Annotated in this window: 12 protein-coding genes, 7 tRNA genes and 3 rRNA genes; all 22 read left to right on the top strand. The window is 39.1% G+C overall.

Annotated features, from left to right (window positions below):
• Positions 1 to 62: 62 nt before the first annotated feature.
• The 22 genes from KO02_RS04005 to KO02_RS04110 all read left to right on the top strand — a co-directional run bounded on the left by KO02_RS04005 (position 63) and on the right by KO02_RS04110 (position 26,764).
• Positions 63 to 135, top strand: a tRNA-Thr gene (locus tag KO02_RS04005).
• 21 nt (positions 136 to 156) lie between these two features.
• A tRNA-Tyr gene (locus KO02_RS04010) sits at positions 157 to 237 on the top strand.
• 54 nt (positions 238 to 291) lie between these two features.
• A tRNA-Gly gene (locus tag KO02_RS04015) sits at positions 292 to 364 on the top strand.
• A gap of 93 nt (positions 365 to 457) precedes the next feature.
• Positions 458 to 529, top strand: a tRNA-Thr gene (locus KO02_RS04020).
• A 56-nt stretch (positions 530 to 585) separates the two neighbouring features.
• Positions 586 to 1,773, top strand: a complete 1,188-nt coding sequence (gene tuf, locus KO02_RS04025) for an elongation factor Tu (RefSeq protein WP_038696053.1) — start codon at positions 586 to 588, stop codon at positions 1,771 to 1,773.
• Between the two features lie 163 nt (positions 1,774 to 1,936).
• Positions 1,937 to 2,007 (top strand) — tRNA-Trp (locus KO02_RS04030).
• A 19-nt stretch (positions 2,008 to 2,026) separates the two neighbouring features.
• The gene (gene secE / locus KO02_RS04035) at positions 2,027 to 2,221 is read left to right on the top strand and encodes a preprotein translocase subunit SecE (protein ID WP_038702104.1); all 195 of its coding nucleotides are present in this window, start codon (positions 2,027 to 2,029) and stop codon (positions 2,219 to 2,221) included.
• An 18-nt stretch (positions 2,222 to 2,239) separates the two neighbouring features.
• A complete protein-coding gene (nusG, locus tag KO02_RS04040) occupies positions 2,240 to 2,785 on the top strand; it encodes a transcription termination/antitermination protein NusG (protein WP_038696055.1) in 546 nt (181 codons plus the stop codon).
• Positions 2,786 to 2,971: 186 nt separating this feature from the next.
• Complete coding sequence (gene rplK, locus KO02_RS04045) at positions 2,972 to 3,415, top strand: 50S ribosomal protein L11 (protein ID WP_021191050.1); 444 nt, start codon at positions 2,972 to 2,974, stop codon at positions 3,413 to 3,415.
• 20 nt (positions 3,416 to 3,435) lie between these two features.
• Entirely contained in the window at positions 3,436 to 4,134 is a 699-nt protein-coding gene (gene rplA, locus KO02_RS04050; protein ID WP_038702107.1) for a 50S ribosomal protein L1, read from the top strand.
• Between the two features lie 2 nt (positions 4,135 to 4,136).
• Positions 4,137 to 4,655: a 50S ribosomal protein L10 gene (rplJ, locus tag KO02_RS04055; protein WP_038696057.1), complete on the top strand. Its 519-nt coding sequence runs from the start codon at positions 4,137 to 4,139 to the stop codon at positions 4,653 to 4,655.
• Positions 4,656 to 4,735: 80 nt separating this feature from the next.
• Positions 4,736 to 5,107: a 50S ribosomal protein L7/L12 gene (rplL, locus tag KO02_RS04060; protein WP_038696059.1), complete on the top strand. Its 372-nt coding sequence runs from the start codon at positions 4,736 to 4,738 to the stop codon at positions 5,105 to 5,107.
• A 169-nt stretch (positions 5,108 to 5,276) separates the two neighbouring features.
• Positions 5,277 to 9,086: a DNA-directed RNA polymerase subunit beta gene (rpoB, locus tag KO02_RS04065; protein ID WP_038696061.1), complete on the top strand. Its 3,810-nt coding sequence runs from the start codon at positions 5,277 to 5,279 to the stop codon at positions 9,084 to 9,086.
• Positions 9,087 to 9,162: 76 nt separating this feature from the next.
• Entirely contained in the window at positions 9,163 to 13,440 is a 4,278-nt protein-coding gene (gene rpoC / locus KO02_RS04070) for a DNA-directed RNA polymerase subunit beta' (RefSeq protein WP_038696063.1), read from the top strand.
• A 1,147-nt stretch (positions 13,441 to 14,587) separates the two neighbouring features.
• A 16S ribosomal RNA gene (locus KO02_RS04075) occupies positions 14,588 to 16,117 on the top strand.
• A 122-nt stretch (positions 16,118 to 16,239) separates the two neighbouring features.
• A tRNA-Ile gene (locus tag KO02_RS04080) sits at positions 16,240 to 16,316 on the top strand.
• Between the two features lie 11 nt (positions 16,317 to 16,327).
• Positions 16,328 to 16,401: transfer RNA gene (locus tag KO02_RS04085), tRNA-Ala, on the top strand.
• 225 nt (positions 16,402 to 16,626) lie between these two features.
• Positions 16,627 to 19,513: ribosomal RNA gene (locus KO02_RS04090) — 23S ribosomal RNA — on the top strand.
• A 111-nt stretch (positions 19,514 to 19,624) separates the two neighbouring features.
• A 5S ribosomal RNA gene (gene rrf / locus KO02_RS04095) occupies positions 19,625 to 19,736 on the top strand.
• The 16S, 23S and 5S rRNA genes sit together here with 2 tRNA genes alongside, the layout of an rRNA operon.
• Positions 19,737 to 19,949: 213 nt before the next feature.
• Positions 19,950 to 20,966 carry a LacI family DNA-binding transcriptional regulator gene (locus KO02_RS04100; RefSeq protein ID WP_038696065.1) on the top strand — a complete coding sequence of 339 codons (1,017 nt, stop codon included), beginning with the start codon at positions 19,950 to 19,952 and terminating at the stop codon, positions 20,964 to 20,966.
• A gap of 184 nt (positions 20,967 to 21,150) precedes the next feature.
• The gene (locus tag KO02_RS04105; protein ID WP_038696067.1) at positions 21,151 to 23,742 is read left to right on the top strand and encodes an alpha-amylase family glycosyl hydrolase; all 2,592 of its coding nucleotides are present in this window, start codon (positions 21,151 to 21,153) and stop codon (positions 23,740 to 23,742) included.
• A 22-nt stretch (positions 23,743 to 23,764) separates the two neighbouring features.
• The gene (locus KO02_RS04110) at positions 23,765 to 26,764 is read left to right on the top strand and encodes a SusC/RagA family TonB-linked outer membrane protein (RefSeq protein WP_051959753.1); all 3,000 of its coding nucleotides are present in this window, start codon (positions 23,765 to 23,767) and stop codon (positions 26,762 to 26,764) included.
• The last annotated feature ends 1 nt before the right edge of the window (position 26,765 follow it).

Genomic DNA, 26,765 nt, shown 5'->3' on the forward strand with positions numbered 1-26,765 from the left:
ATTTGCACTCGCTAAACAAAAGAAATAACGTTTAGAGATTAAGAAAGCTTTTAAATAAAGATGCCTCTTTAGCTCAGCTGGTAGAGCAACTGACTTGTAATCAGTAGGTCATTGGTTCGATTCCGATAAGAGGCTCAAACATAACTTTAGAGTTATGGGGGGGTTCCAGAGCGGTCAAATGGGACGGACTGTAAATCCGTTACTTCGGTTTCGAAGGTTCGAATCCTTCTCCCCCCACACTAAGCAGTTAGCGTACTGTTGGTGACGAAAGTCTAAGAAAAACGCAAAAAAGCGAAAGTAGCTCAGTTGGTAGAGCGATAGCCTTCCAAGCTATAGGTCGCGAGTTCGAACCTCGTCTTTCGCTCAAATTTTTAAGTATTGATTTTTAGTCTCTGTCTTCTTTGATAATATTATATCTAAAGGTGGGGGCATTAATCTGTAAATAGGATTTTTTAAAGCCGAAGTAGCTCAGGGGTAGAGCGCTTCCTTGGTAAGGAAGAGGTCGTGGGTTCAATTCCCATCTTTGGCTCGTACAACATTGTATAACAAGTATAGAAATATTTATAATTACTAATTCGCATAAACATGGCAAAAGAGAAATTTGACCGTAGTAAACCACACTTAAACATTGGTACAATCGGTCACGTTGACCACGGTAAAACTACTACAACTGCAGCTATTACTAAAGTATTAGCAGATGCAGGTTTATCAGAAGCTCGTTCATTTGATTCAATTGACTCTGCTCCTGAAGAAAAAGAACGTGGTATCACAATTAATACTTCACACGTTGAGTATTCAACAGCTAGTCGTCACTATGCACACGTTGACTGTCCAGGTCACGCGGATTACGTGAAAAACATGGTTACTGGTGCTGCTCAAATGGATGGTGCTATCATTGTAGTTGCTGCTACTGATGGTCCAATGCCTCAAACGCGTGAGCACATCTTATTAGGTCGTCAAGTAGGTATTCCTGCAATTGTTGTTTTCTTAAACAAAACTGACTTAGTAGATGATGAAGAATTATTAGATTTAGTTGAAATGGAAATTCGTGAATTGTTATCATTCTACGATTATCCAGGAGATGATGTTCCAGTAATCAAAGGTTCTGCTTTAGGTGCCCTTAACGGAGAGCCTGAGTGGGTTGCTAAAATTATGGAATTAATGGATGCTGTTGATAACTACATTCCAATTCCTCCACGTTTAACTGAATTACCTTTCTTAATGCCAGTAGAGGATGTATTCTCGATCACAGGTCGTGGTACTGTTGCTACAGGTCGTATTGAAAGAGGTGTAATCAACTCTGGAGATCCAGTTGAGATTTTAGGTATGGGTGCTGCTGAAGGTTTGAAATCTACAGTAACAGGTGTTGAGATGTTCCGTAAAATCTTGGATTACGGTGAAGCTGGTGATAACGTAGGTTTATTATTACGTGGTATTGAGAAAACTGATATCAAACGTGGTATGGTTATCGTTAAACCAGGTACAGTAACTCCTCACGATTATTTCAAAGCTGAGGTTTACGTTTTATCAAAAGCTGAAGGTGGTCGTCACACACCATTCTTTAACAAATACCGTCCTCAATTCTATTTCCGTACAACAGATGTTACAGGTGAAATCACTTTAGCTGAAGGTACTGAGATGGTAATGCCAGGTGATAACGTTACGATCACTGTTAAATTGATCTCTGCTATCGCAATGGAAAAAGGTCTACGTTTCGCTATCCGTGAAGGTGGTAGAACTGTAGGTGCTGGTCAGGTAACTGAAATTTTATAATCTGAAAAGATTTTAAAACACTATATAATAAGCTAATCAGTTCATACTGATTAGCTTATTTTTTCCATCCGGAATATTGATTAAAAAACAATAAAAAAAGAGTAAAAATATTTGCAGGGAATAGTTTAAAACACTATATTTGCATCATCAAAATAAGAAATACACGGGAATAGTTCAACGGTAGAATAGAGGTCTCCAAAACCTTTGATCAGGGTTCGAATCCTTGTTCCCGTGCTTAATAAATAAACTGAAAATGGCAAAAGTACTGGATTTTTTTAAAGACTCTTATGTCGAGATTACAGAGAAGGTTACTTGGCCTACTTGGGCTCAGTTGCAAAACTCCGCTGTAATTGTACTTGTTGCTTCTGTTATAATAGCATTATTGGTTTTTGTAATGGATAAAGCTTCAAGTAACGTATTAGAGTTGTTGTACGGTATTGCTTCTTAATTTCATCAAACATTATTTATGGCAGATCAAAGTTTAAAATGGTACGTAGTTCGTGCAGTGAGTGGTAAGGAGAAGAAGGTAAAGCAATATATTGATGCCGAAGTTAGCCGTTTAGGAATTGAGCATTTGGTTACTCAAGTGTTGATTCCGATGGAGAAGTACTATTTGATGCGTGATGGGAAGAAAGTGGCTAAAGAGCGTAACTATTATCCTGGGTACGTTTTAATAGAGGTTGCTTTAGATGGTGAGTTGGAACACATCATTAAAGGAGTTAATAGTGTTATTGGATTTTTAGGGGATAAAGCAGGTAATGCTATTCCATTACGCCAAGCAGAGGTTAATCGTATTCTAGGTAAAGTAGATGAGATGGCTGAGCAAGGTGAGACAATTAATGTACCATATTACGTTGGTGAGACTGTGAAGGTGAATGATGGTCCGTTTAATGGTTTCACAGGTGAGATTGAAGAAGTTCACGAAGACAAGAAAAAATTAATCGTAATGGTGAAAGTTTTCGGAAGAAAAACACCATTGGAATTAAACTACATGCAAGTAGAAAAAGAATAATAAAAAGAGCGAAGTTCAACTTTGCTCTTTTTATGTTAAATAAAATTTGCATTTAGATTTAATTCTATATATCTTTGCACCTCATTTGGTGGTTAAACGCAAGTTAATAGCCAAGTGAAATAATAAATGTTACGTTATTTGCTTCCAACTTACTAACAAACATTTAATAATTTAATTCAAAACAAGATGGCAAAAGAAGTCAGTGCGTTAGTAAAATTACAAGTTAAGGGCGGAGCTGCGAATCCATCACCACCGGTAGGACCTGCATTAGGTGCTAAAGGTGTGAACATTATGGATTTCTGTAAACAGTTCAATGCTCGTACGCAAGACAAACCAGGAAAAGTATTACCTGTTGTCATTACAGTTTACGCCGATAAATCTTTTGATTTTATCATTAAAACTCCACCAGTTGCTATTCAATTGAAAGAAACTGCAGGGTTGAAAAGCGGTTCAGGTGAGCCTAACCGTAAAAAGGTAGCTTCAGTTACTTGGGAACAAGTTGAAGTTATCGCTAAAGATAAAATGGTAGATTTAAACGCGTTCACTTTAGATGCTGCTATGAGAATGGTAGCTGGGACAGCACGTAGTATGGGGATTACCGTTGCCGGTAATGCTCCTTGGAACAATTAATTAAAATCAATTTAAGAAAAGTGGCTAGATTAACAAAAAATCAAAAAGCGGCACTATCCAAAATTGAAGCTGGTAAAGCATACTCTTTAAAAGAAGCTGCGGCTTTAGTTAAAGAAATCTCATTGACCAAATTCGATGCTTCTGTGGATATCGACGTTCGTTTAGGCGTAGATCCTCGTAAAGCAAATCAAATGGTTCGTGGTATTGCAACTTTACCTCACGGAACTGGTAAAACTGTTCGTGTTTTAGTTTTATGTACTCCTGATAAGGAAGAAGAAGCTAAAGCGGCAGGAGCTGATTTCGTAGGTTTAGATGAGTATATCAGTAAAATTGAAGGCGGTTGGACTGACGTTGATATCATTATTACAATGCCTAGTGTGATGGCTAAAGTAGGTAAATTGGGTCGTATTTTAGGTCCAAGAAACTTAATGCCAAATCCTAAAACTGGAACTGTAACTACAGATGTAGGTAAAGCAGTAACAGATGTTAAAGGCGGTAAGATTGATTTCAAAGTTGATAAAACTGGTATCATCCATACTTCAGTTGGTAAAGCGTCGTTCGATGCAGACAAAATTTATGAAAACGCATTAGAGGTATTACAAACTATCTCTCGTTTGAAACCGTCTGCAGCTAAAGGAACATACTTTAAAAGCATTCACATTTCCTCAACTATGAGTCCTGGTATTCATATTGAAACTAAATCAGTAGCGGGTATTTAATCATGAGAAAAGAAGAAAAACAAGAAATTGTTCTAGCTTTGGCCGAGCAGATTAAATCCTTCGGTAATTTCTATATTACTGATACTTCTGATTTATCGGTGGAGAAAGTGAATGGCATTCGTCGCAAATGTTTCGAAAGTGATATTCAAATTAAAGCTGTTAAGAACACTTTAATCAAAAAAGCATTAATCGAAGCTGGCATTGAGTCAGAGGAATTAGTAGGAGCATTGAAAGGTGCGTCAACTATCATGTTCTCTGAAATCGCAAATGCTCCAGCTAAATTAATCCAAGCTTTACGTAAAGAAGGTGCTAAACCTTTGTTAAAAGCTGCTTATATCCAAGAAACTGCATTTGTAGGTGATGATCAGTTGAAAGCATTAGTGAGTCTTAAATCTAAAAATGAACTCATTGCTGATGTTATCGCTGCATTGGAATCTCCTGCTAAGAATGTTATTTCAGCTCTTCAATCGGGTGGAAATACGATTTCAGGTTTAGTAAAAGCTTTAGAACAAAGAGGTTAACGAATACTCTTTTAAAATAAAACATTCGTACTATTATTAATAACAATTTTTCATAACGACATTCAAAAATTCAAAATAAAATGGCAGATTTAAAACAACTTGCTGAACAGTTAGTAAACTTAACAGTAAAAGAAGTTAAAGAATTAGCTGATATCTTAAAAGACGAGTACGGTATCGAGCCTGCTGCTGCTGCTGTTGCAGTTGCTGCTGCTCCAGCTGAAGCTGCTGCTGCTGAAGAGAAAACATCTTTCGATGTTATCTTGAAAGAAGCTGGTGGTGCTAAATTAGCTGTAGTTAAATTAGTAAAAGATTTAGCTGGATTAGGCTTGAAAGAAGCTAAAGATTTAGTTGATGGTGCTCCTAAAGAAATCAAAACTGGTGTTTCTAAAGACGAAGCAGAAGCTTTGAAACAACAATTAGAAGAAGCTGGAGCTGTTGTTGAGATTAAATAATCTTAGCTAACAAGCCCTTAAAAGGTTTAGACTCTGACGTATTTTCGTTAGAGTCTATTCCTATTTATGATATTTGACTACTAGTCTATGTGTGTGCTGAACATAGTCGAGATGTAGTAATAACAGCATAGTTAAGCTCAGTTTTTTTAAAACTAAAATTCATATCCCCTTGGCAAACAATAATATTCAACAAGAAAGAGTAAATTTTGCGACAAGCAGGAAAGTTCTGGAATATCCAGATTTCTTAGATGTGCAATTGCAATCTTTCAAGGAGTTTTTTCAATTAGAAACTACTTCTGACAACCGCCATCAGGAAGGGCTGTTCAAGGTATTCTCGGAAAACTTCCCTATTTCTGATTCAAGAAACATTTTTGTGCTCGAGTTTTTGGATTATTTCATTGATCCTCCTCGCTATGATATTCAAGAATGTATCGAACGTGGGTTAACTTATAGCGTACCTTTAAAGGCTAAGCTGAAGTTATCATGTAATGATGAAGAACACGAAGATTTCGAAACTATTGTACAGGACGTATATTTGGGAACTATCCCATATATGACACCGAAAGGTACTTTCGTGATTAATGGTGCGGAGCGCGTGATCGTATCTCAATTACACCGTTCACCTGGCGTTTTCTTTGGTCAAAGTAGACACACAAATGGTACTAAACTTTATTCTGCAAGGGTAATCCCTTTTAAAGGGTCTTGGATTGAATTTGCAACGGATGTTAATAACGTCATGTATGCTTATATCGACCGTAAGAAAAAATTCCCAGTTACTACTTTATTACGTGCTATTGGTTATGACTCGGATAAGGATATCTTAGAATTATTCGATCTTGCTGATGAGGTTAAAGTTAGTAAATCTGGTCTTAAAAAATACGTTGGTCGTCGTTTGGCGGCAAGGGTATTAAAAAAATGGATTGAAGATTTCGTTGATGAAGATACGGGTGAAGTAGTATCCATCGATCGTAATGAAATCATCCTTGAACGTGAGACTGTTTTAGAAGAAGATCACATTGACATGATCATCGATGCTGGAGTTAAATCTATTATTCTAGCGAAAGAAGATGCGTCTAACAATGCTGACTATTCGATTATATATAATACATTACAAAAAGATACGTCGAACTCTGAGAAAGAAGCGGTAGAGCATATCTATCGTCAATTGCGTAACGCTGAACCACCTGATGAGGAAACTGCTCGTGGTATCATCGATCGTTTATTCTTCTCGGACAAACGTTACGATTTGGGGGATGTTGGTCGTTACCGCATTAACCGTAAATTGAAATTAAATACGCCAGATGAAACGAAGGTATTGACTCGTGAAGATATCATCGCTATCGTGAAGTATTTGATTAACTTAATCAACTCTAAAGCTGAAGTCGATGATATTGACCACTTATCTAACCGTCGTGTACGTACAGTAGGTGAGCAATTATACGCACAATTTGGAGTAGGTCTTTCTCGTATGGCACGTACAATTCGTGAGCGTATGAACATTCGTGATAATGAGGTGTTTACACCTACAGATTTAATTAATGCACGTACGTTATCGTCTGTTATTAATTCTTTCTTTGGTACTAACCAGTTATCGCAGTTCATGGACCAGACGAATCCTTTAGCAGAAATTACGCACAAGCGTCGTCTTTCAGCTTTAGGTCCAGGTGGTCTTTCTCGTGAGCGTGCAGGTTTCGAGGTTCGTGACGTTCACTATACGCACTACGGTCGTTTGTGTACTATCGAAACTCCTGAGGGACCAAATATTGGTTTGATTTCATCATTAGCTGTTCACGCTAAGATTAATAATTTAGGTTTTATCGAAACGCCATACCGTCGTGTTGAAGATGGTCGTGTTGTGGTTGAAGAACCTGTTCATTATTTATCTGCAGAGGACGAAGATGAGAAAACAATCGGTCAAGCAAATGCACAATATGATGATAATGGTAATTTTATCGATGCTAAAGTAAAAGCGAGATATTTTGGTGATTTCCCGGTAATCGAACCTACGCGTTTGGATTATATGGATGTTGCTCCTAATCAAATTACATCTATTGCGGCTTCATTAATTCCTTTCTTGGAGCATGATGATGCCAACCGTGCATTGATGGGATCAAACATGCAGCGTCAAGCTGTTCCTATTTTACGTCCACAAGCACCTATCGTGGGTACTGGTCTAGAAGGCCGTGTCGCGAAAGATTCTCGTACATTAATTAATGCTGAGGGTAATGGTGTGGTTGAGTACGTAGATGCGGATGAAATCAAAATTCGTTATGACCGTACTGATGATGACCGTTTAGTGTCATTTGATGATGATGTCATGACTTATAGATTGATTAAATTCAAGAAAACCAACCAGAATACGTGTATGAACTTAAAACCTATCGTAGGTAAAGGTCAACGCGTGACTAAAGGTCAAGTATTGTGTGAGGGTTATGCAACTGAAAATGGTGAATTAGCTTTAGGACGTAACTTGAAAGTTGCATTCATGCCTTGGCAAGGATATAATTTTGAGGATGCGATCGTAATTTCTGAGCGTGTAGCAAAAGAAGATTGGTTTACTTCTCTTCATATCGAAGAGTTTGAACTTGAAGTTCGTGATACAAAACGTGGTGAAGAGGAGTTAACAGCAGATATCCCTAACGTTTCGGAAGAAGCGACTAAAGACTTGGACGAAAACGGAATCATCCGTATTGGTGCTGAAGTGAATGGTGGTGATATCTTGATTGGTAAAATTACGCCAAAAGGTGAATCTGATCCTTCTCCAGAAGAAAAGTTGTTACGTGCAATCTTTGGTGACAAAGCTGGCGACGTGAAAGATGCTTCATTGAAAGCTTCTCCTTCATTGAAAGGTGTAGTTATCGATACGAAGTTATTTGCACGTGCTAAAAAGATGTCTAAAGAAGTTGAACGTAAGACATTAGATAAATTGGAAATAGCACACGATAGAGCTGTTAAGATTTTGAAAGAGCGCCTAATAGAGAAGTTGTTTACGATTGTAAATGGTAAAACTGCTCAAGGCATCTATAATGTTTATAAAGAATTATTAGTAGCAAAAGGTGCTAAGTTTACGCAAAAAATCTTAGCTGAACTAGACTATAATAATATCAACCCAACAGGTTGGACAACAGACGAAGATAAGAATGAAATGATTAAAGCTTCTTTGCACTTCTATAACATCAAGTTAAACGAAGAGTTGGGTAGTTTTAAACGTGATAAATTCGCTATTTCTGTCGGTGATGAATTGCCATCGGGTATTGTTCAAATGGCTAAAGTTTACGTAGCGAAGAAACGTAAATTGAAAGTAGGGGATAAGATGGCTGGTCGTCACGGTAATAAAGGTATTGTTGCACGTATTGTACGTGATGAAGATATGCCTTTCTTAGATGACGGAACACCAGTAGATATCGTGTTAAACCCATTGGGTGTACCTTCTCGTATGAACTTAGGACAGATTTACGAAACTGTTTTGGGTTGGGCTGGTCAAAAATTAGGTGTTAAATTTGCAACTCCTATTTTTGATGGTGCAGAAAAAGAAGAGGTAGAAGACTGGGTAGCTAAAGCAGGTTTACCAGCTTCAGGTAGAACTTACCTTTATAATGGTTTAACGGGTGATCGTTTTGACCAACCAACTACAGTTGGTGTGATTTATATGTTAAAATTAGGTCACATGGTTGATGATAAAATGCACGCTCGTTCTATCGGACCATACTCATTGATTACTCAACAACCATTGGGTGGTAAAGCCCAATTCGGGGGTCAGCGTTTCGGTGAGATGGAGGTTTGGGCATTAGAGGCATTTGGTGCATCTAATATCTTGCAAGAAATCTTAACTGTTAAGTCTGATGATGTTGTTGGTCGTGCTAAAACTTACGAGGCTATCGTAAAAGGAAACAACTTACCAACTCCATCGGTGCCAGAATCGTTCAACGTATTGGTACATGAGTTACGTGGTTTAGGTCTAGATATCACATTGGATTAATTAAGCAAAAGATAGAGTTTTAGTGGCTACTATGGTCACTAAAACTTCTTTATAAAGCTTTAACTTTTGAATAAGTATGTCTTACAAAAAAGATAATAAAATTAAAAGCAACTTTACATCAATTACTGTAAGCTTGGCATCTCCAGAAACAATCTTAGAGCGTTCTAGTGGTGAAGTTGTAAAACCGGAGACGATTAACTATCGTACCTACAAACCAGAACGTGATGGTTTATTCTGTGAGCGTATCTTTGGTCCTGTAAAGGATTATGAATGTCACTGTGGTAAATACAAACGTATCCGTTATAAAGGTATCGTATGTGACCGTTGTGGTGTTGAAGTTACGGAGAAAAAAGTACGTCGTGAGCGTATGGGACACATTTCATTAGTGGTTCCTGTTGCACATATCTGGTATTTCCGTTCTCTTCCAAATAAAATTGGTTATTTATTAGGTCTTCCTACTAAGAGACTAGACATGATTATCTACTACGAAAGATATGTAGTTATTCAGGCTGGTATTAAAGAGGATGATGGTATCAACTACATGGACTTCTTGACTGAAGAAGAATATTTAGATATTTTAGATACTTTACCTAAAGAAAACCAATATTTAGATGACAACGATCCTCAGAAATTCGTTGCTAAAATGGGTGCTGAAGCGTTAGAAGAGTTGTTGAAACGTATTGATTTAGATAAATTATCTTATGATTTACGTCACCAAGCGGCTAACGAAACTTCTCAACAACGTAAAAATGAGGCTTTAAAGCGTCTTCACGTTGTAGAAGCATTCCGTGGTTCAAGAGATCGTATTGAGAATCGTCCGGAGTGGATGATTGTTAAAATCGTTCCGATTATTCCACCGGAATTGCGTCCATTAGTGCCTTTAGATGGTGGTCGTTTTGCGACTTCAGATTTAAATGATTTATACCGTCGTGTTATTATCCGTAATAACCGTTTGAAACGTTTAATTGAAATCAAAGCTCCAGAAGTAATTTTACGTAATGAGAAACGTATGTTACAAGAGGCTGTCGATTCATTATTCGATAACTCACGTAAAGTTAACGCAGTGAAAACTGAAGGTAACCGTGCGTTGAAATCATTGTCTGATATTTTAAAAGGTAAACAAGGTCGTTTCCGTCAAAACTTATTGGGTAAACGTGTGGATTATTCGGCTCGTTCGGTAATCGTCGTTGGACCTCACTTGAAATTACATGAGTGTGGTATCCCTAAAGATATGGCAGCAGAACTTTACAAACCGTTTATCATTCGTAAGATGATTGAGCGTGGTATCGTGAAAACTGTAAAATCAGCCAAGAAAATTGTTGATCGTAAAGATCCAGTTGTTTGGGATATTTTAGAAAACGTGTTGAAAGGTCACCCGGTATTATTAAACCGTGCTCCTACGTTACACAGATTGGGTATTCAAGCTTTCCAACCTACATTAGTAGAGGGAAAAGCAATTCAATTACACCCATTAGTGTGTACAGCATTTAACGCGGATTTTGATGGTGACCAGATGGCAGTCCACTTACCTTTAGGTAATGCTGCAGTTTTGGAAGCCCAAGTATTGATGTTAGCTGCACATAATATTCTTAACCCTGCAAATGGTTCTCCAGTAACTGTACCTTCTCAGGATATGGTTTTGGGTCTTTATTACATTACTAAAGGCCGTAAAAGTACTGAAGAGCAAATTGTACATGGTGAAGGAATGACTTTCTACTCTTCTGAAGAGGTTATTATCGCTTTAAATGAGAAGAAAATTGATACGCATGCTTTTATCAAGGTAAAAACTAAGATCAGAAATAAAGAAGGTAATATCGTTGATGCATTAATTGATACAACAGTTGGTCGTGTTATATTCAACCAAGTTGTTCCTCATGAAGTGGGTTTTATCAACGAGTTATTGACAAAGAAATCTTTGCGTAATATCATTGGAGAAATTGTAAAAACTACGGGTATGGCTCGTGCTGCGCAGTTCTTGGATGATATGAAAGAATTAGGTTTCCAAACAGCTTTTACAGGTGGTTTATCGTTCAACTTGCAAGATTTGAATATTCCTGCCGCTAAAACTGATTTAATTCAACAAGCTACTAACGAAGTTGAAGATGTAATGGGTAACTATAATATGGGTTTCATTACAAACAACGAACGTTATAATCAAATCATCGATATTTGGACACGTATCAACAATAAGTTGACATCACACGTAATGGATATCTTATCGAATGACAATCAAGGTTTCAACTCAGTATATATGATGCTTGATTCTGGAGCGCGTGGTTCGAAAGAGCAAATTCGTCAGTTGTGTGGTATGCGTGGTTTGATGGCTAAACCTCAGAAATCAGGTTCAGCAGGTGGTGAAATTATTGAAAACCCGATTTTATCAAACTTTAAAGAAGGACTTTCAGTATTAGAATACTTTATCTCTACCCACGGTGCTCGTAAGGGTCTTGCCGATACGGCATTGAAAACTGCCGATGCGGGTTACTTAACACGTCGTTTACATGATGTGGCACAAGATATGATTGTCATGATTCAAGATTGTGGTGGTTTAAGAGGTATTTACACGACTGCATTAAAAGATAATGATGATGTTGTAGAACCGTTATATGACCGTATTTTAGGTCGTGTATCCTTATACAATGTATATGATCCTGAAACAGGTGAGTTACTTGTTTCTGAAAATGAAGATATTGAAGAAGCTACTGCTGAACGTATCGAAGCTTCAGGTATTGAAGGTATCGAGATTCGTACAGTATTGACTTGTGAGTGTAAACGTGGGGTATGTGCTTCTTGTTACGGTCGTAACTTAGCATCTGGTAAACGTGTTCAATTGGGTGAAGCTGTCGGAGTAATTGCAGCACAATCAATTGGTGAGCCAGGTACACAGTTAACGCTTCGTACGTTCCACGTCGGTGGTACGGCATCTAACATTGCCAATGAGTCTCAGATTTCTTCTAAATATGCTGGTACGGTTGAGTTTGAAAACTTACGTACAGTATCACAAGAAGGTGAAGATGGTACACATCAAGTAGTATTGGGTCGTTCTGGTGAGATTAAAATTTTGGATGAAACGAGAAAAGTTGTATTCCAACAAAATATCCCATACGGTTCCCAATTATTCGTTGAAGAAGGAAATCAAGTAGCTAAAGGTGATAAGTTAGTAGCATGGGATCCATATAATGCTGTTATTATCTCTGAGTTTGCCGGTAAAGTTGAATTTGATGCAATCGTTGAAGGTGTTACTTTCCGCGAAGAATCAGATGAGCAAACTGGTCACAAAGAGAAAGTAATTATTGAAACTCGTGATAAAACGAAAAACCCTGCTATCAAGATTATGGATAAAAAAGGGGAAGTAATTCGTACCTATAATATTCCAGTAGGAGCTCACGTTTCGGTATCGGATGGTGTAACTGTAAAAGAAGGTGGTATCTTAGTTAAGATTCCTCGTTCTACAGGTAAAACTCGAGATATTACAGGGGGTCTACCTCGTGTAACGGAATTATTTGAAGCACGTAACCCTTCTAATCCAGCTGTTGTAACGGAAATTGATGGTGTTGTAACTTTAGGTGGTGTTAAACGTGGTAACCGTGAGATTTCTATTGAGTCTCGTGATGGTCAAATTAAAAGATACCTAGTTCCACTTTCTAAGCATATTTTAGTTCAGGATAATGACTTTATCAAAGCAGGTATGCCTTTATCAGATGGTTCGATTTCTCCAGCAGATATCTTATCAATCAAAGGTCCTTCAGCAGTACAGCATTATATTGTAAATGGTATCCAAGAGGTCTACCGTCTTCAAGGTGTGAAAATCAATGATAAGCACTTTGAAACGATTGTTCACCAAATGATGCAAAAAGTTAATATCGAGGATCCAGGAGATACACGTTTCTTAGAAAAAGAAGCTGTTAACAAATGGGATTTCATGGAAGAAAATGATTCATTATATGACAAAAAAGTCGTTGTTGAATCGGGTGATTCTAATGACTTACGTCCTGGTCAGATTGTTTCGTTACGTAAATTACGTGAAGAAAACTCTAGCTTGAGACGCCGTGATCTTAAATTAGTAGAGGTTAGAGATGCAATTCCTGCAACTTCTAGTCCTTTATTGCAAGGTATCACTAGAGCTTCCTTAGGAACAAAATCATTTATCTCAGCAGCATCATTCCAAGAGACAACTAAAGTCTTGAACGAAGCGGCTATTGCAGGTAAGCGTGATAATTTATTAGGATTGAAAGAGAACGTAATTGTGGGTCACTTGATCCCTTCAGGTACAGGTCTTCGTCAGTACAGTAGTATTATCGTTGGTTCTCGTGAAGAATACGATCAATTATTAGCTTCTAAAGAAGAAGATTAATAATTCTTAAAATAACAAAAAGGGTTGCAGATTTTATCTGCAACCCTTTTTTGTTTTGGAACACATTGTAGCCCTTCTTTTCAAATGCTGTATTGTCATCTTTATATTTGTTCGTACGTTATCTTCAACAGATGATTTCTGCTGTCTGAACATCTCTTGATACTGCTTTATAGTAGTTACTATGATGGATCCTATTGTTTGTGGCAGGTGTATTTTTGATTTTTATCCGATTTAGAAATGATAGGCTTGTATGTTAGCTAAGTGTAGGTGGTCTTTATCTATAATACGGTATCATATATGACAAAAATAGCTAGCTAGGGGAGGTCATGCTTTAATTATTTTCTCTTTTATTCATAATAAAAGAGAAAATAATTAAGAATATACAAGGATTAGATTGTTCTGGACCTTTTTTTTAAGTCTGATGCATGGAAAATATATAAGCATTTTATAATCATAGTCCCATTTTAAAGGAAGTTTTTATTTTTTAGACTATTATTGTTACTGCATGTGACCGTTTTTAATACCTGTACGATTAGTAGATGAATATAGATTCATATTTAAAGCGTAAAATTAGGGAATGGAGTAAGCCGCATTTTAAAAGGTAAAGAATGGTTTTAATCCTATTTAAGTACTGAGAAAATACGGATTAATAATGAGGATTGAAATCAATCATCCAATGATACAGCAAGTTACCCCCTTTCTCAATAAATAAGCAAGAAAACGTTTGGAAGTGATTATAAAAATGGTCTATCTTTGCACCACTCCGCAAGGGAGGAACGGTCGGTTCGAAAGGGCTGACACTGAAAAAAAGAGGGTCTATGTTATTTAGACGCAGAAATCGAAAAGGTCTCCAAAAATAAATTTTCACATTTATTTTGGATATACCAAAAAGATCTCTACCTTTGCAGTCCCAACGGAAACGAAGGGAATCAAAACAAGATCGATAACGGCGCAATGCCGACATCATATAGCCGAAGCGAGATGCGGAAGCGAAAAAAGTTCTTTAAAAATATAATCATGTAACGTAACGAGTAGTGTTGAGAAACGACGAAAGTTAAAAAAAACAACCTGTTCAATTTTAGAATCAGAAATAAAATACAAGACAATTCTATTTATTATAAATAGTCTTGATCTTACACTTCATTTTACAATGGAGAGTTTGATCCTGGCTCAGGATGAACGCTAGCGGCAGGCCTAATACATGCAAGTCGGACGGGATTCAGGACTAAGCTTGCTTAGTTCTGATGAGAGTGGCGCACGGGTGCGTAACGCGTGAGCAACCTACCCATATCTGGGGGATAGCCTCTCGAAAGAGAGATTAACACCGCATAACATCAGAGAATGGCATCATTTTCTGATCAAATATTCATAGGATATGGATGGGCTCGCGTGACATTAGCTAGTTGGAGAGGTAACGGCTCACCAAGGCTACGATGTCTAGGGGCTCTGAGAGGAGAATCCCCCACACTGGTACTGAGACACGGACCAGACTCCTACGGGAGGCAGCAGTAAGGAATATTGGTCAATGGAGGCAACTCTGAACCAGCCATGCCGCGTGCAGGATGACTGCCCTATGGGTTGTAAACTGCTTTTGTCAGGGAATAAACCTACTTACGTGTAAGTAGCTGAATGTACCTGAAGAATAAGGATCGGCTAACTCCGTGCCAGCAGCCGCGGTAATACGGAGGATCCAAGCGTTATCCGGATTTATTGGGTTTAAAGGGTGCGTAGGCGGTCCTATAAGTCAGTGGTGAAAGACGGCAGCTTAACTGTCGCAGTGCCTTTGATACTGTAGGACTTGAATCTATTTGAAGTGGGCGGAATAAGACAAGTAGCGGTGAAATGCATAGATATGTCTTAGAACTCCGATTGCGAAGGCAGCTCACTAAGTTAGCATTGACGCTGATGCACGAAAGCGTGGGGATCAAACAGGATTAGATACCCTGGTAGTCCACGCCCTAAACGATGATAACTCGATGTTTGCGATACACAGTAAGCGTCCAAGCGAAAGCGTTAAGTTATCCACCTGGGGAGTACGGTCGCAAGATTGAAACTCAAAGGAATTGACGGGGGCCCGCACAAGCGGAGGAGCATGTGGTTTAATTCGATGATACGCGAGGAACCTTACCCGGGCTTGAAAGTTAGTGAATGATCCAGAGACGGATCAGTCCTTCGGGACACGAAACTAGGTGCTGCATGGCTGTCGTCAGCTCGTGCCGTGAGGTGTTGGGTTAAGTCCCGCAACGAGCGCAACCCCTATGTTTAGTTGCCAGCGAGTTATGTCGGGGACTCTAAACAGACTGCCTGTGCAAACAGTGAGGAAGGTGGGGACGACGTCAAGTCATCATGGCCCTTACGTCCGGGGCTACACACGTGCTACAATGGATGGTACAGCGGGCAGCTACATAGCAATATGATGCTAATCTCTAAAAGCCATTCACAGTTCGGATTGAGGTCTGCAACTCGACCTCATGAAGTTGGATTCGCTAGTAATCGCGTATCAGCAATGACGCGGTGAATACGTTCCCGGGCCTTGTACACACCGCCCGTCAAGCCATGAAAGTTGGGGGTACCTAAAGCATGTAACCGCAAGGAGCGTGTTAGGGTAAAACCGATAATTGGGGCTAAGTCGTAACAAGGTAGCCGTACCGGAAGGTGCGGCTGGAATACCTCCTTTCTAGAGCATTCAAGATTGAAGCTCGTTACGTATACACATGATTTATATTTTAGAAACAAAAAGAAACATTTGAAGAAATGTGCCCATCCCTGTAGGATGGTCCAGAGAGAGAATGATAAGCTAGTCCCGTAGCTCAGTTGGTTAGAGCACTACACTGATAATGTAGGGGTCAGCAGTTCAAATCTGCTCGGGACTACCATAAAACGATACGGGGAATTAGCTCAGCTGGCTAGAGCACCTGCCTTGCACGCAGGGGGTCATCGGTTCGACTCCGATATTCTCCACAGGTCTGCCCGAACACCAAGATATTGTGTTCATGATAAGGGCGACAAAGAGTTCTTTGACATATTGAAAGAAAAAAATTACAAGAGAAGACAACAGTAGAGACAATACTGTGATGTGCTCGATGTATTATGAAGACCCTCGGTCAAGGCCGAACGGATTAATGCGTAGCATCATGGTTATATATATCAAAAAGCAACCCATAGTAGCAAAAGGGCTATGAGGTGAAGAAAGTAAATAAGGGCACACGGGGGATGCCTAGGCTCTCAGAGGCGATGAAGGACGTGATAAGCTGCGATAAGCTTCGGGGATCAGCAAATGTGAGTTCGATCCGAAGATTTCCGAATGGGGCAACCTAGCATACTGAAGGTATGTTGTATAATACGCGAACGCGCTGAACTGAAACATCTAAGTAGGCGTAGGAGAAGAAAATAATAATGATTTCCCAAGTAGTGGCGAGCGAACGGGAAAGAGCCCAAACCATTGATGTTACGGCATCAGTGGGGTTGTAGGGCTGCGATGTGGCATTAGCAAACAGAAGTGGAATGGGATGGGAAGCCCAGCTATAGACGGTGATAGCCCGGTACACGTATAGAATGCTAGCCTAGCAGTACCCTGAGTACCGCGGGGTCGGAGACGCCCTGTGGGAATCTGTCAGCACCATCTGATAAGGCTAAATACTCCTGAGAGACCGATAGTGAACTAGTACCGTGAGGGAAAGGTGAAAAGAACCTCGAACAGAGGAGTGAAAAGAACCTGAAACCGTGTGCTTACAAGCGGTCGGAGCTGCCAGGTGCAGTGACGGCGTGCCTTTTGCATAATGAGCCTACGAGTTACTCTTGTCTGGCAAGGTTAAGTGGTTCAGCCACGCAGCCGAAGCGAAAGCGAGTCTTAATAGGGCGCATAGTCAGATGAGGTAGACGCGAAACCTTGTGATCTACCCTTGGGCAGGTTGAAGTTGCAGTAACATGTAATGGAGGACCGAACCGATAAACGTTGAAAAGTTTTCGGATGACCTGAGGGTAGGGGTGAAAGGCTAATCAAACTGGGAAATAGCTCGTACTCCCCGAAATGTTTTTAGGAACAGCGTCGGCATAGAGTCTTATAGAGGTAGAGCTACCGATTGGGTGCGGGGGAGTCAAATCCTACCAAATCCAGACGAACTCCGAATGCTATAAGATATGGCCGGCAGTGAGGCTTTGGGTGCTAAGGTCCAAGGCCGAGAGGGAAAGAACCCAGACCATCAGCTAAGGTCCCTAAATATACGCTAAGTTGAACTAACGAGGTCCGGTTGCCTAGACAGCTAGGATGTTGGCTTGGAAGCAGCCATTCATTTAAAGAGTGCGTAACAGCTCACTAGTCGAGCGGCCGGGCGTGGATAATAAACGGGCATCAAGTGTATTACCGAAGCTATGGATTTGTATCATTAGATACATCTGGTAGGGGAGCATTCTATTTACGGTGAAGCGATCTGGTAATGGGTCGTGGAGTGTATAGAAAAGCAAATGTAGGCATAAGTAACGATAAGGCGGGTGAGAAACCCGCCCACCGAAAGACTAAGGTTTCCTGATCAACGCTAATCGGATCAGGGTTAGTCGGGGCCTAAGGCGCATCCGAAGGGAGCAAGCCGATGGACAACTGGTCAATATTCCAGTACTTTTTATAACTGCGATGTGGTGACGGAGTAGTGACACTGCCGCGAACTGACGGAATAGTTCGTTGAAAGGCGTAGGTATAGGGACGGTAGGCAAATCCGCCGACCCTGCTGAAACCCAATAGTACAGCAAAGCTTCGGCGGCGTTGATAGAGCAGGTAAACAGACTTCCAAGAAAACCCGCTAAGCTTCAGGTTATAAAAACCCGTACCGTAAACCGACACAGGTAGTCGAGGAGAGAATCCTAAGGTGCTCGAGTGAATCATGGCTAAGGAACTCGGCAAAATGGCCCTGTAACTTCGGGAGAAGGGGCGCTTCCTCCAGCAATGGAGAAGCCGCAGTGAAAAGGCCCAGGCGACTGTTTAACAAAAACATATGGCTTTGCAAAATCGAAAGATGAAGTATAAGGCCTGACACCTGCCCGGTGCTGGAAGGTTAAGAGGGGATGTCATCGTAAGAGAAGCATTGAATCGAAGCCCCAGTAAACGGCGGCCGTAACTATAACGGTCCTAAGGTAGCGAAATTCCTTGTCGGGTAAGTTCCGACCTGCACGAATGGTGTAACGATCTGGGCGCTGTCTCAGCCATGAGCTCGGTGAAATTGTGGTATCGGTGAAGACGCCGATTACCCGCAACGGGACGGAAAGACCCCATGCACCTTCACTATAGCTTAACATTGGAATTGGGTACAGGATGTGTAGGATAGGCGGGAGATGTTGAAGTGGCTTCGCTAGGAGTCATGGAATCAACCTTGAAATACCGCCCTTTCTGTATCCGGTTTCTAACTCGGTTATATCGAGGACATTGTTTGGTGGGTAGTTTGACTGGGGTGGTCGCCTCCAAAAAGGTAACGGAGGCTTTCAAAGGTAAGCTCAGTACGCTTGGTAACCGTACGAGGAGTGCAATGGCATAAGCTTGCTTGACTGTGAGACCAACAAGTCGAACAGGGTCGAAAGACGGACATAGTGATCCGGTGGTTCTGTATGGAAGGGCCATCGCTCAAAGGATAAAAGGTACGCTGGGGATAACAGGCTGATCTCCCCCAAGAGCTCATATCGACGGGGAGGTTTGGCACCTCGATGTCGGCTCGTCACATCCTGGGGCTGGAGAAGGTCCCAAGGGTTGGGCTGTTCGCCCATTAAAGTGGCACGCGAGCTGGGTTCAGAACGTCGCGAGACAGTTCGGTCCCTATCTGTTGTGGGCGTTGGAAGTTTGAGTGGATCTGTCCTTAGTACGAGAGGACCGGGATGGACTGACCGCTGGTAAACCAGTTATGCCGCCAGGTGTACGGCTGGGTAGCTACGTCGGGAATAGATAAGCGCTGAAAGCATCTAAGTGCGAAACTAGCCACGAGATGAGACTTCCTTATAGGGCCGTAGAAGACTACTACGTCGATAGGTTGCAGGTGTAAAGGTAGAGATACCATAGCTGAGCAATACTAATCACCCGAAGCTTTCTCAAGCAACGCAGACACTGTTGTCTTCCTCTTTTAGTTTTTCTTTCAATTGTCTATAGATCGGATGGTCGCTTTATCCCTTATGGATATTGTTTCTATATTCTGATAACCTTATTTTAGGTGCCTATATCGGCGGTGTCTACCTCTTCCCATTCCGAACAGAGAAGTCAAGCCCGCCAGAGCCGATGGTATTGCCGTAACAGGTGGGAGAGTAGGTCGGTGCCTTTTTTTATACAGAAGCCCTTGCAGTACAGCAAGGGCTTTTTTGTGTTCCGTATTTTCTGGGGGACAGCACCACTGGACCGGACATCACACTACAGTCGATGTTATGTCGTATGTAGTCGTAAATACTGGGAGTTAGAAGGTTGCCTTTTTTGTGTTATAGGCTAGCTTAAACTGCTAAATTTGTTCTATATTTGGAATGCCTTTATTTCAGCAATAATGTCACAGATAACGATTATAGAACTAGCAGAACGATTGGGATTATCCAAATCAACAGTATCTCGAGCTTTTAGGGATGGCAATGATATTAATCCAAATACTAAGGCACGTATTTTGAAAATGGCCGATGAATTAGGCTTCTCGCCTAATATGTATGCCAGTAACCTAAGAGCTAATAAAAGCAATACCATTGCTATTATTATTCCTGAATTTGGTAATAAATTCTTTAGCCAAGCTATTAAAGGAATCGAATTGGTCGCTAGATCGAAAAATTATCATACCTTAATTTATGTAACAGATCATCGTGTAGACAAAGAAGCCTCTATTATACGTTCATTAATCAATGGTCGAGTAGATGGGGTTGTTATGTCTGCATCCGGCGAAGGACATGATCATAGCCATCTTCAGGTTTTAAAGGATAATGACTTACCTATCGTTTTTTTTGATAGAACTTATGATGATGTATACACTCCATTTGTGACAGGTAATGATTTTGAAGCGAGCTTCTTAGCTACGGAACATCTCATCGAAAATGATTGTAAGCGCATAGCTTATTTAGTGATCAATCAAAACGTTTCTATTGGTAAAATACGTATGGCTGGCTACAGGGCCGCTTTAGAGAAATATCAAATTCCCTTCGATTCAAATTTAATCCTAGATACGGTAAATGAGCCGGAAGGCAATATGGAAGATATTAGAAATCTTTATCGTATACAAAAACCTGATGGGTTACTTGCTTCAGTTGAACGTTTGGCAATATCAGCTATGCGTGTTGCCAAGAATGAAGGTATATTGATTCCCTCCGAGTTAAAACTGATTTGTTTTTCATGTTTAGATATAGCAGACCTCATTGAACCTGCCTTAAGTGTTGTTAAACAACCAGCATATGAAATGGGAAAGATGGCAACAGAATACCTTTGCCAATTAATTGCTAAACCGTTTATCTTCACTAATCAAGAGATTACTTATCTCGATTCTTCATTAATTTTTCAAAAATCGAGTAAAAAAAGTTACTAAAAAGTTTGGATTTAACTCTTTAGCTTTTTATCTTAGATAAATATTGGGAACGTTCCCAGTATAATGCAGCCAATTGTAACAAGATTTTACTGTTTAATTTATAGTATATTTTATAGAATGAGCCATTATTTGAACTAAATAATGGGAACGTTCCCAGTGATGTTGCAACCAATTATAGATAGTTATGAAACATTATTTTATTTCCCTATTTTTTAGTGTATCGATCGTGTTTTTTGGTTGTAAAAAAAACAATCCCTCATCTGAAACAACAGTAGAGGAGGTAGCACCAAATGATATAGGTTTAGCAACCACAAATCAACTATTTAATTATTGGGATGAATCGATTACGTTGTTTTTTGATTTAAATAAAGGTAATCGTGCGCTAGTTTCTGAAAATGAATCTTTATACCTACATATCGGTCTCATTACAACAGGAAGTAAAGATGAGCATGATTGGAAGGAAGTTGCTACAGATTGGTCTAAAAATATAGAAGCTTATAAACTCAATCGTCAACCTAATGGTAGCTATTCAATAACCATTAACCCCACGCAGATTTTTAAAGGTATTAATGGAAGTGAAGTTTTTAAAATTGCGCTATTGATACGAAATGCTGCAGGTACTTTAGTGCAAAGAAATAAGGATGGATCTGATATCTATATACCAGTAGCGCTGAAAAATAAAGCTGCGCTTGTATTTTTACAGCCCAATACGCAGCCGACCTATATTTTAACAACGGAGAAAGAGTCATATATGTTAAACGAAGAATTGGCTATAGATGTCTTGTCTAATATAAGAGGGAAACTTTCTATTCGGATTGATAATGTAGTACAGGAAAGTGTAAATGACGTATTAAAACATACGTTTACATGTAAATTTGGGAAGCTTGGTTTTCATATTATTACTGCACGGATTGAGGCTAATGGAAGTACTTTTGAAGAGCAGATTCAAGTCTTTGTTAATGATAAGCCTGAAATTGCAGAATTGCCTTTGCATGCCAATAAAAACGGTATAACTATCGATAAGCAAAGTAAAGCTGTAACTTTTGCCCTAACAGCTCCAGGGAAGTTGAATGTTTTCTTGTTGGGTAGTTTTAATAATTACCAGGTTGAATCAAAGTATGTCTTGAAGCAAACACCCAATGGCGATACTTGGTGGCTTACTTTAACAGATTTGGACTTTTCAAAAAAGCATACTTACCAATTTTTAATAGACGGTCAATTCAAGATAGCAGATCCTTATAGTCATATTATTTTAGATCCAGTTTATGATGGCAGTATAGGGAAATCAATTGCTTATTTGCCTTCCTATCCTAAAGAAAATACAGCGGGTAATGTGAGTGTATTGGACTTAAATAATGAGGAATATCGTTGGAAAGTTCAGAATTTCATTAAACCAAATCCATATGATTTAGTGATATACGAATTGCTTACTCGTGATTTTTCCATGGCACACGATTTTTTGTCAATTCGTGATTCGATTCCTTATTTGAAACGGTTGGGAATTAATGCAGTAGAATTGCTGCCTATTCAAGAAAGTGAAGGAAATTCCAGTTGGGGTTATAATCCTTCTTTTCATTTGGCTTTGGACAAATATTATGGCCGTGAAAATGAACTAAAAAGTTTGGTTGACAATCTGCATTTGCAAGGAATCGCCGTTATTGTTGATGTGGTCTTGAACCATGCATTTGGGCAGTCTCCGCTTGCTCAGCTATATTTTGAAAACATTACGACTTCGTCTAGTAACATTTGGTTTAATATGCAAGCGCGTCATCCTTATAATGTTGGATATGATTTCAATCATGAAAGTGCATACACACAAGATTTTGTTAAGGATGTCTTGAAGTATTGGATGGTTGAATTTAAAATAGATGGTTTTCGATTCGACTTATCAAAAGGATTTACACAGAAAAATACAGGTGTTTCAGGGGATGATGTTGCTTCATGGTCAGCTTATGATGCTGGTCGAATTGCAATCTGGAAAGATTATCATAATTATCTAAAAACAATTGACCCTACCTGCTATGTGATTTTAGAACATTTTGCCGTAGATGAAGAAGAACGGGAATTGGCGGCGACAGGTATGCTGTTATGGAACAATATGAATAGGAGTTTCAATGAGGCCACAATGGGTTATCATACGGCCTCTCAATCTGACTTGAGTAGATTATTTGCGGAAGCACATGGATTTGAAACGCCCAATTTGATTAGCTATATGGAATCTCATGATGAGGAACGTATTCAGTTTAAAAATGCACAGTATGGAAATGTAGTTGGTTCTTATTCTGTTAAAAATCTTTCAACTGCTTTAGATAGAATTAAAGCTGCTGCGACTTTCTTACTAACAAGTCCAGGACCTAAAATGATTTGGCAATTTGGTGAATTTGGTTATGATATTTCTATTGATGAAAATGGTAGAACGGGAGAAAAACCTTTGAAATGGGATTATTTAAAAAATGCTTCTCGTAGCGGTTTGTTCGACCATTATGCCAAATTGATACGTCTAAAAAAAACAAATCCAATTTTTCGAAATGCTACTTTACAGCTATCCTCTTTAAAGGATGGTTTGAAATATTATGTTATGACTGCTGGTGGTCAAAGGGTACTCGTGATCGGTAATTTTGATATCGTGAATAGGGACCTTTCCATAACAAATGCTTTATCGGGTACTTGGTATGATAATATGCACCATTCAATTTTAAACTGGGAAGTAGGTCATCATATTGCTATTAAACCTGGTGAATACTACCTTTTAAGTAAAACTAAACTAATAAACTAAACAAATTTAAATCAATTACATTATGAGCAAATTTACATTACAAGCTGTAATGACCTTTGGTCTTCTGATGTTGCTTTGGGTAAATGCTTTTTCTCAAAACTCATCACTTTCTGGTAAAGTGGTCGATGATAAGGGGGAAACATTAGTGGGAGCAACCATTCTAATCAAAGGAAGTCAAATCTCGACAGCTACAAATCAAAACGGGGAGTATCAATTTAGTAAAGTACCAGTTGGTAAGGCGACTGTCACGGTCAATATGATTGGTTATGGTACTGTAGATCAGTCTATTCAAATTATTAATGGTGCTAATGTTTTAAACTTTAACTTAAACTCAACAACGAGTGATTTAGAGGAAGTCGTAGTCATCGGTTATGGTGTAGCTAAGAAGAAACAAATTACGGGTTCCATTTCTAGTGTAGGCCCTAAAGAATTTAATACAGGTGTAGTGAGTTCACCGGATCAGTTATTAGCTGGTAAAGTTGCTGGTTTGACCGTGAATAGATCAGGTGGAGACCCAACAGCTGCATCGACGATTCAATTACGAGGCCCCTCATCATTAACAGCCAGCTCTTCACCTTTATATGTTGTGGATGGCGTAGTTGGTGCAAGTATTGAATTGGTAGCACCAGATGATATTGTTTCCATGGATGTCATGAAAGATGCCTCGTCAACTGCTATATATGGATCGAGGGCGGCAAATGGTGTTATTTTCGTGACGACAAAACGTGGAAAGGCAGGTAAGCCAGTTTTATCTTATAGTGGTTATGCTGCTATTGAGCGTGTCGCGAATAGCGTTAATGTGCTAAGTGCTGCTGAACATAAGCAATTTGTTATGGATAATGGTTTGACCGTTGCTCCTTCTGAAACTGGTTTTGATACCGATTGGCAGGACGAAATAACAAGAACTGGGGTTTCACATAATCATAATCTATCATTAACAGGTGGCTCGGAAGGTACGCGATATAATGCTTCTGTTAATTATTTCAATAATCAAGGTATTGTTAAGAGAAGTGATCTTGAACGTGTTGTAGCAAGAGTTGGAATTGATCAAAATGCTTTTGACGATCGATTAAAATTGGCATTAAATATAGCCAATAGTATGAATAAGTCAAACCATGTTGATTATGGAATATTTAACGGTGCTGCACGCTATTTACCAACCTCTCCTGTACGCTCAGATGACGCAGGTTACGCAGCGTATGATGGTTATTTCCAAGTACCAGGTAGAACAAACTATTTCAATCCAGTTGCGATGTTGAATCAACGCGATGAGGAACGGAATAATAATACTTTACTCGCTAGTTTAAAGGCAGATCTTACAATTTTCAAAGGATTGACCTGGACGAATGTCATCTCGTATCAACAAAATCAATTTGATAAAAAATACTATATGCATCGAACAGATTTTGATTCGAAAGCATTAGGTAGGGGGTATGGTTCACGTACAATTTTAAAAAATATAGATAAAATTTTAGAATCTTACCTTACTTATAGTTATTCCATTAATAGTCATAATATAGATGCATTGGCTGGCTATTCTTATCAGAAAACAAACAATAATGACGGCCTATGGGCGTCTTCGGTTGGATTTATGTCCGATGATTTGGGTTCAAATAATTTGAATCTAGGTACTTTGCCAGAAGGTTACAATCCTTTTTTAGTGGAAGATAACTCAAATAAACAATATCTTCTTGAGTCATTATTAATTTCTTATTATGCTCGCGTTGGTTATAATTATGATGATCGATATATGTTGAGTGCATCTGTACGTCGTGATGGTTCTTCAAAATTCGGGGTTAATAATAGATGGGCAACATTTCCGTCTATTTCTGGAGCATGGAGAATCGGTAAAGAAAGTTTCATGCAAGATCAGGATTTGTTCAGTGAATTAAAGTTACGTTTAGGATATGGTATCTCGGGTAATCAGAATATAGATCCTTATCGTCAGATTATTATTTTTGGTCCTCAAAACGGACAATTTCTATACAATGGTAAATGGATGAATGCCTATGGTGTCAATCAAAATGAGAATCCCGACTTAAAATGGGAAAGTACATCCATGTTCAATGCTGGATTGGATTTTGAATTATGGAAAGGTCGATTTGGTGGTACCATTGAATATTATAATAAGGAAACCAAAGATCTATTGTATGAGTATGATGTGCCTTCGCCTCCGTACCAATTCAATCGCTTATTGGCTAATGGGGCAAGCATGAGTAATAAAGGTGTTGAAATTACTTTAAATGCTGTCGTTTACCGCAATAGTAATTTTTCATACAATACAACTGTCAACTTTGCCCGTAATATTAATAAAGTTGGATCATTATCATCAAATATTGAAAATATTGGTGTGTCAGAACGTTATGAAGGGGGTGTAGGCTTAGATGGTTGGACAGGTCAAACGTCAGCTATTGTTCTACCAGGGCATGCATTGGGAACCTTTTATGTTGCTAATTATATTGGTTATGATGAAACTACTCAAAAGACAATTTATCAAAAACCATCAGGTGAACTCGTAACACAAGATCAGATTTCGGCACCGGATGACTATATGGTCATGGGACAGGCGCTTCCTCAATTCACTTACGGTTGGAATAATAGTTTTCAATATAAAAAATGGGATTTAAATTTCTTTCTACGTGGGATGTATGGCAATAAAATTTTTAATGCCACAAGAGCTGATTTGAGTCGTCTTCAACAAGCGAATGTAACTAATATCTCTAAGGATGCTGTTAAAGAAGGAATATTTGAAACACCATTGATTGCCTCGAGCAGATTCATTGAAGATGGTTCGTTCTTACGATTGGATAATGCAACTGTGGGTTACACTTTTGATACGAAAGAATCAAAGTATATTAAAAATGCAAGGTTGTATGTGTCTGGTCAAAACCTGTTTACGATTACCAAATATTCAGGTGTCGATCCAGAGGTTAGTTTAGGAGGTTTAGCTCCAGGTCTTGATAATAGAAATTATTATCCAAAGACAAGATCATTTTTAGTAGGTGTAAAATTAGCTTTTTAAC

The sequence above is a fragment of the Sphingobacterium sp. ML3W genome, from assembly GCF_000747525.1.
Lineage (GTDB): Bacteria > Bacteroidota > Bacteroidia > Sphingobacteriales > Sphingobacteriaceae > Sphingobacterium.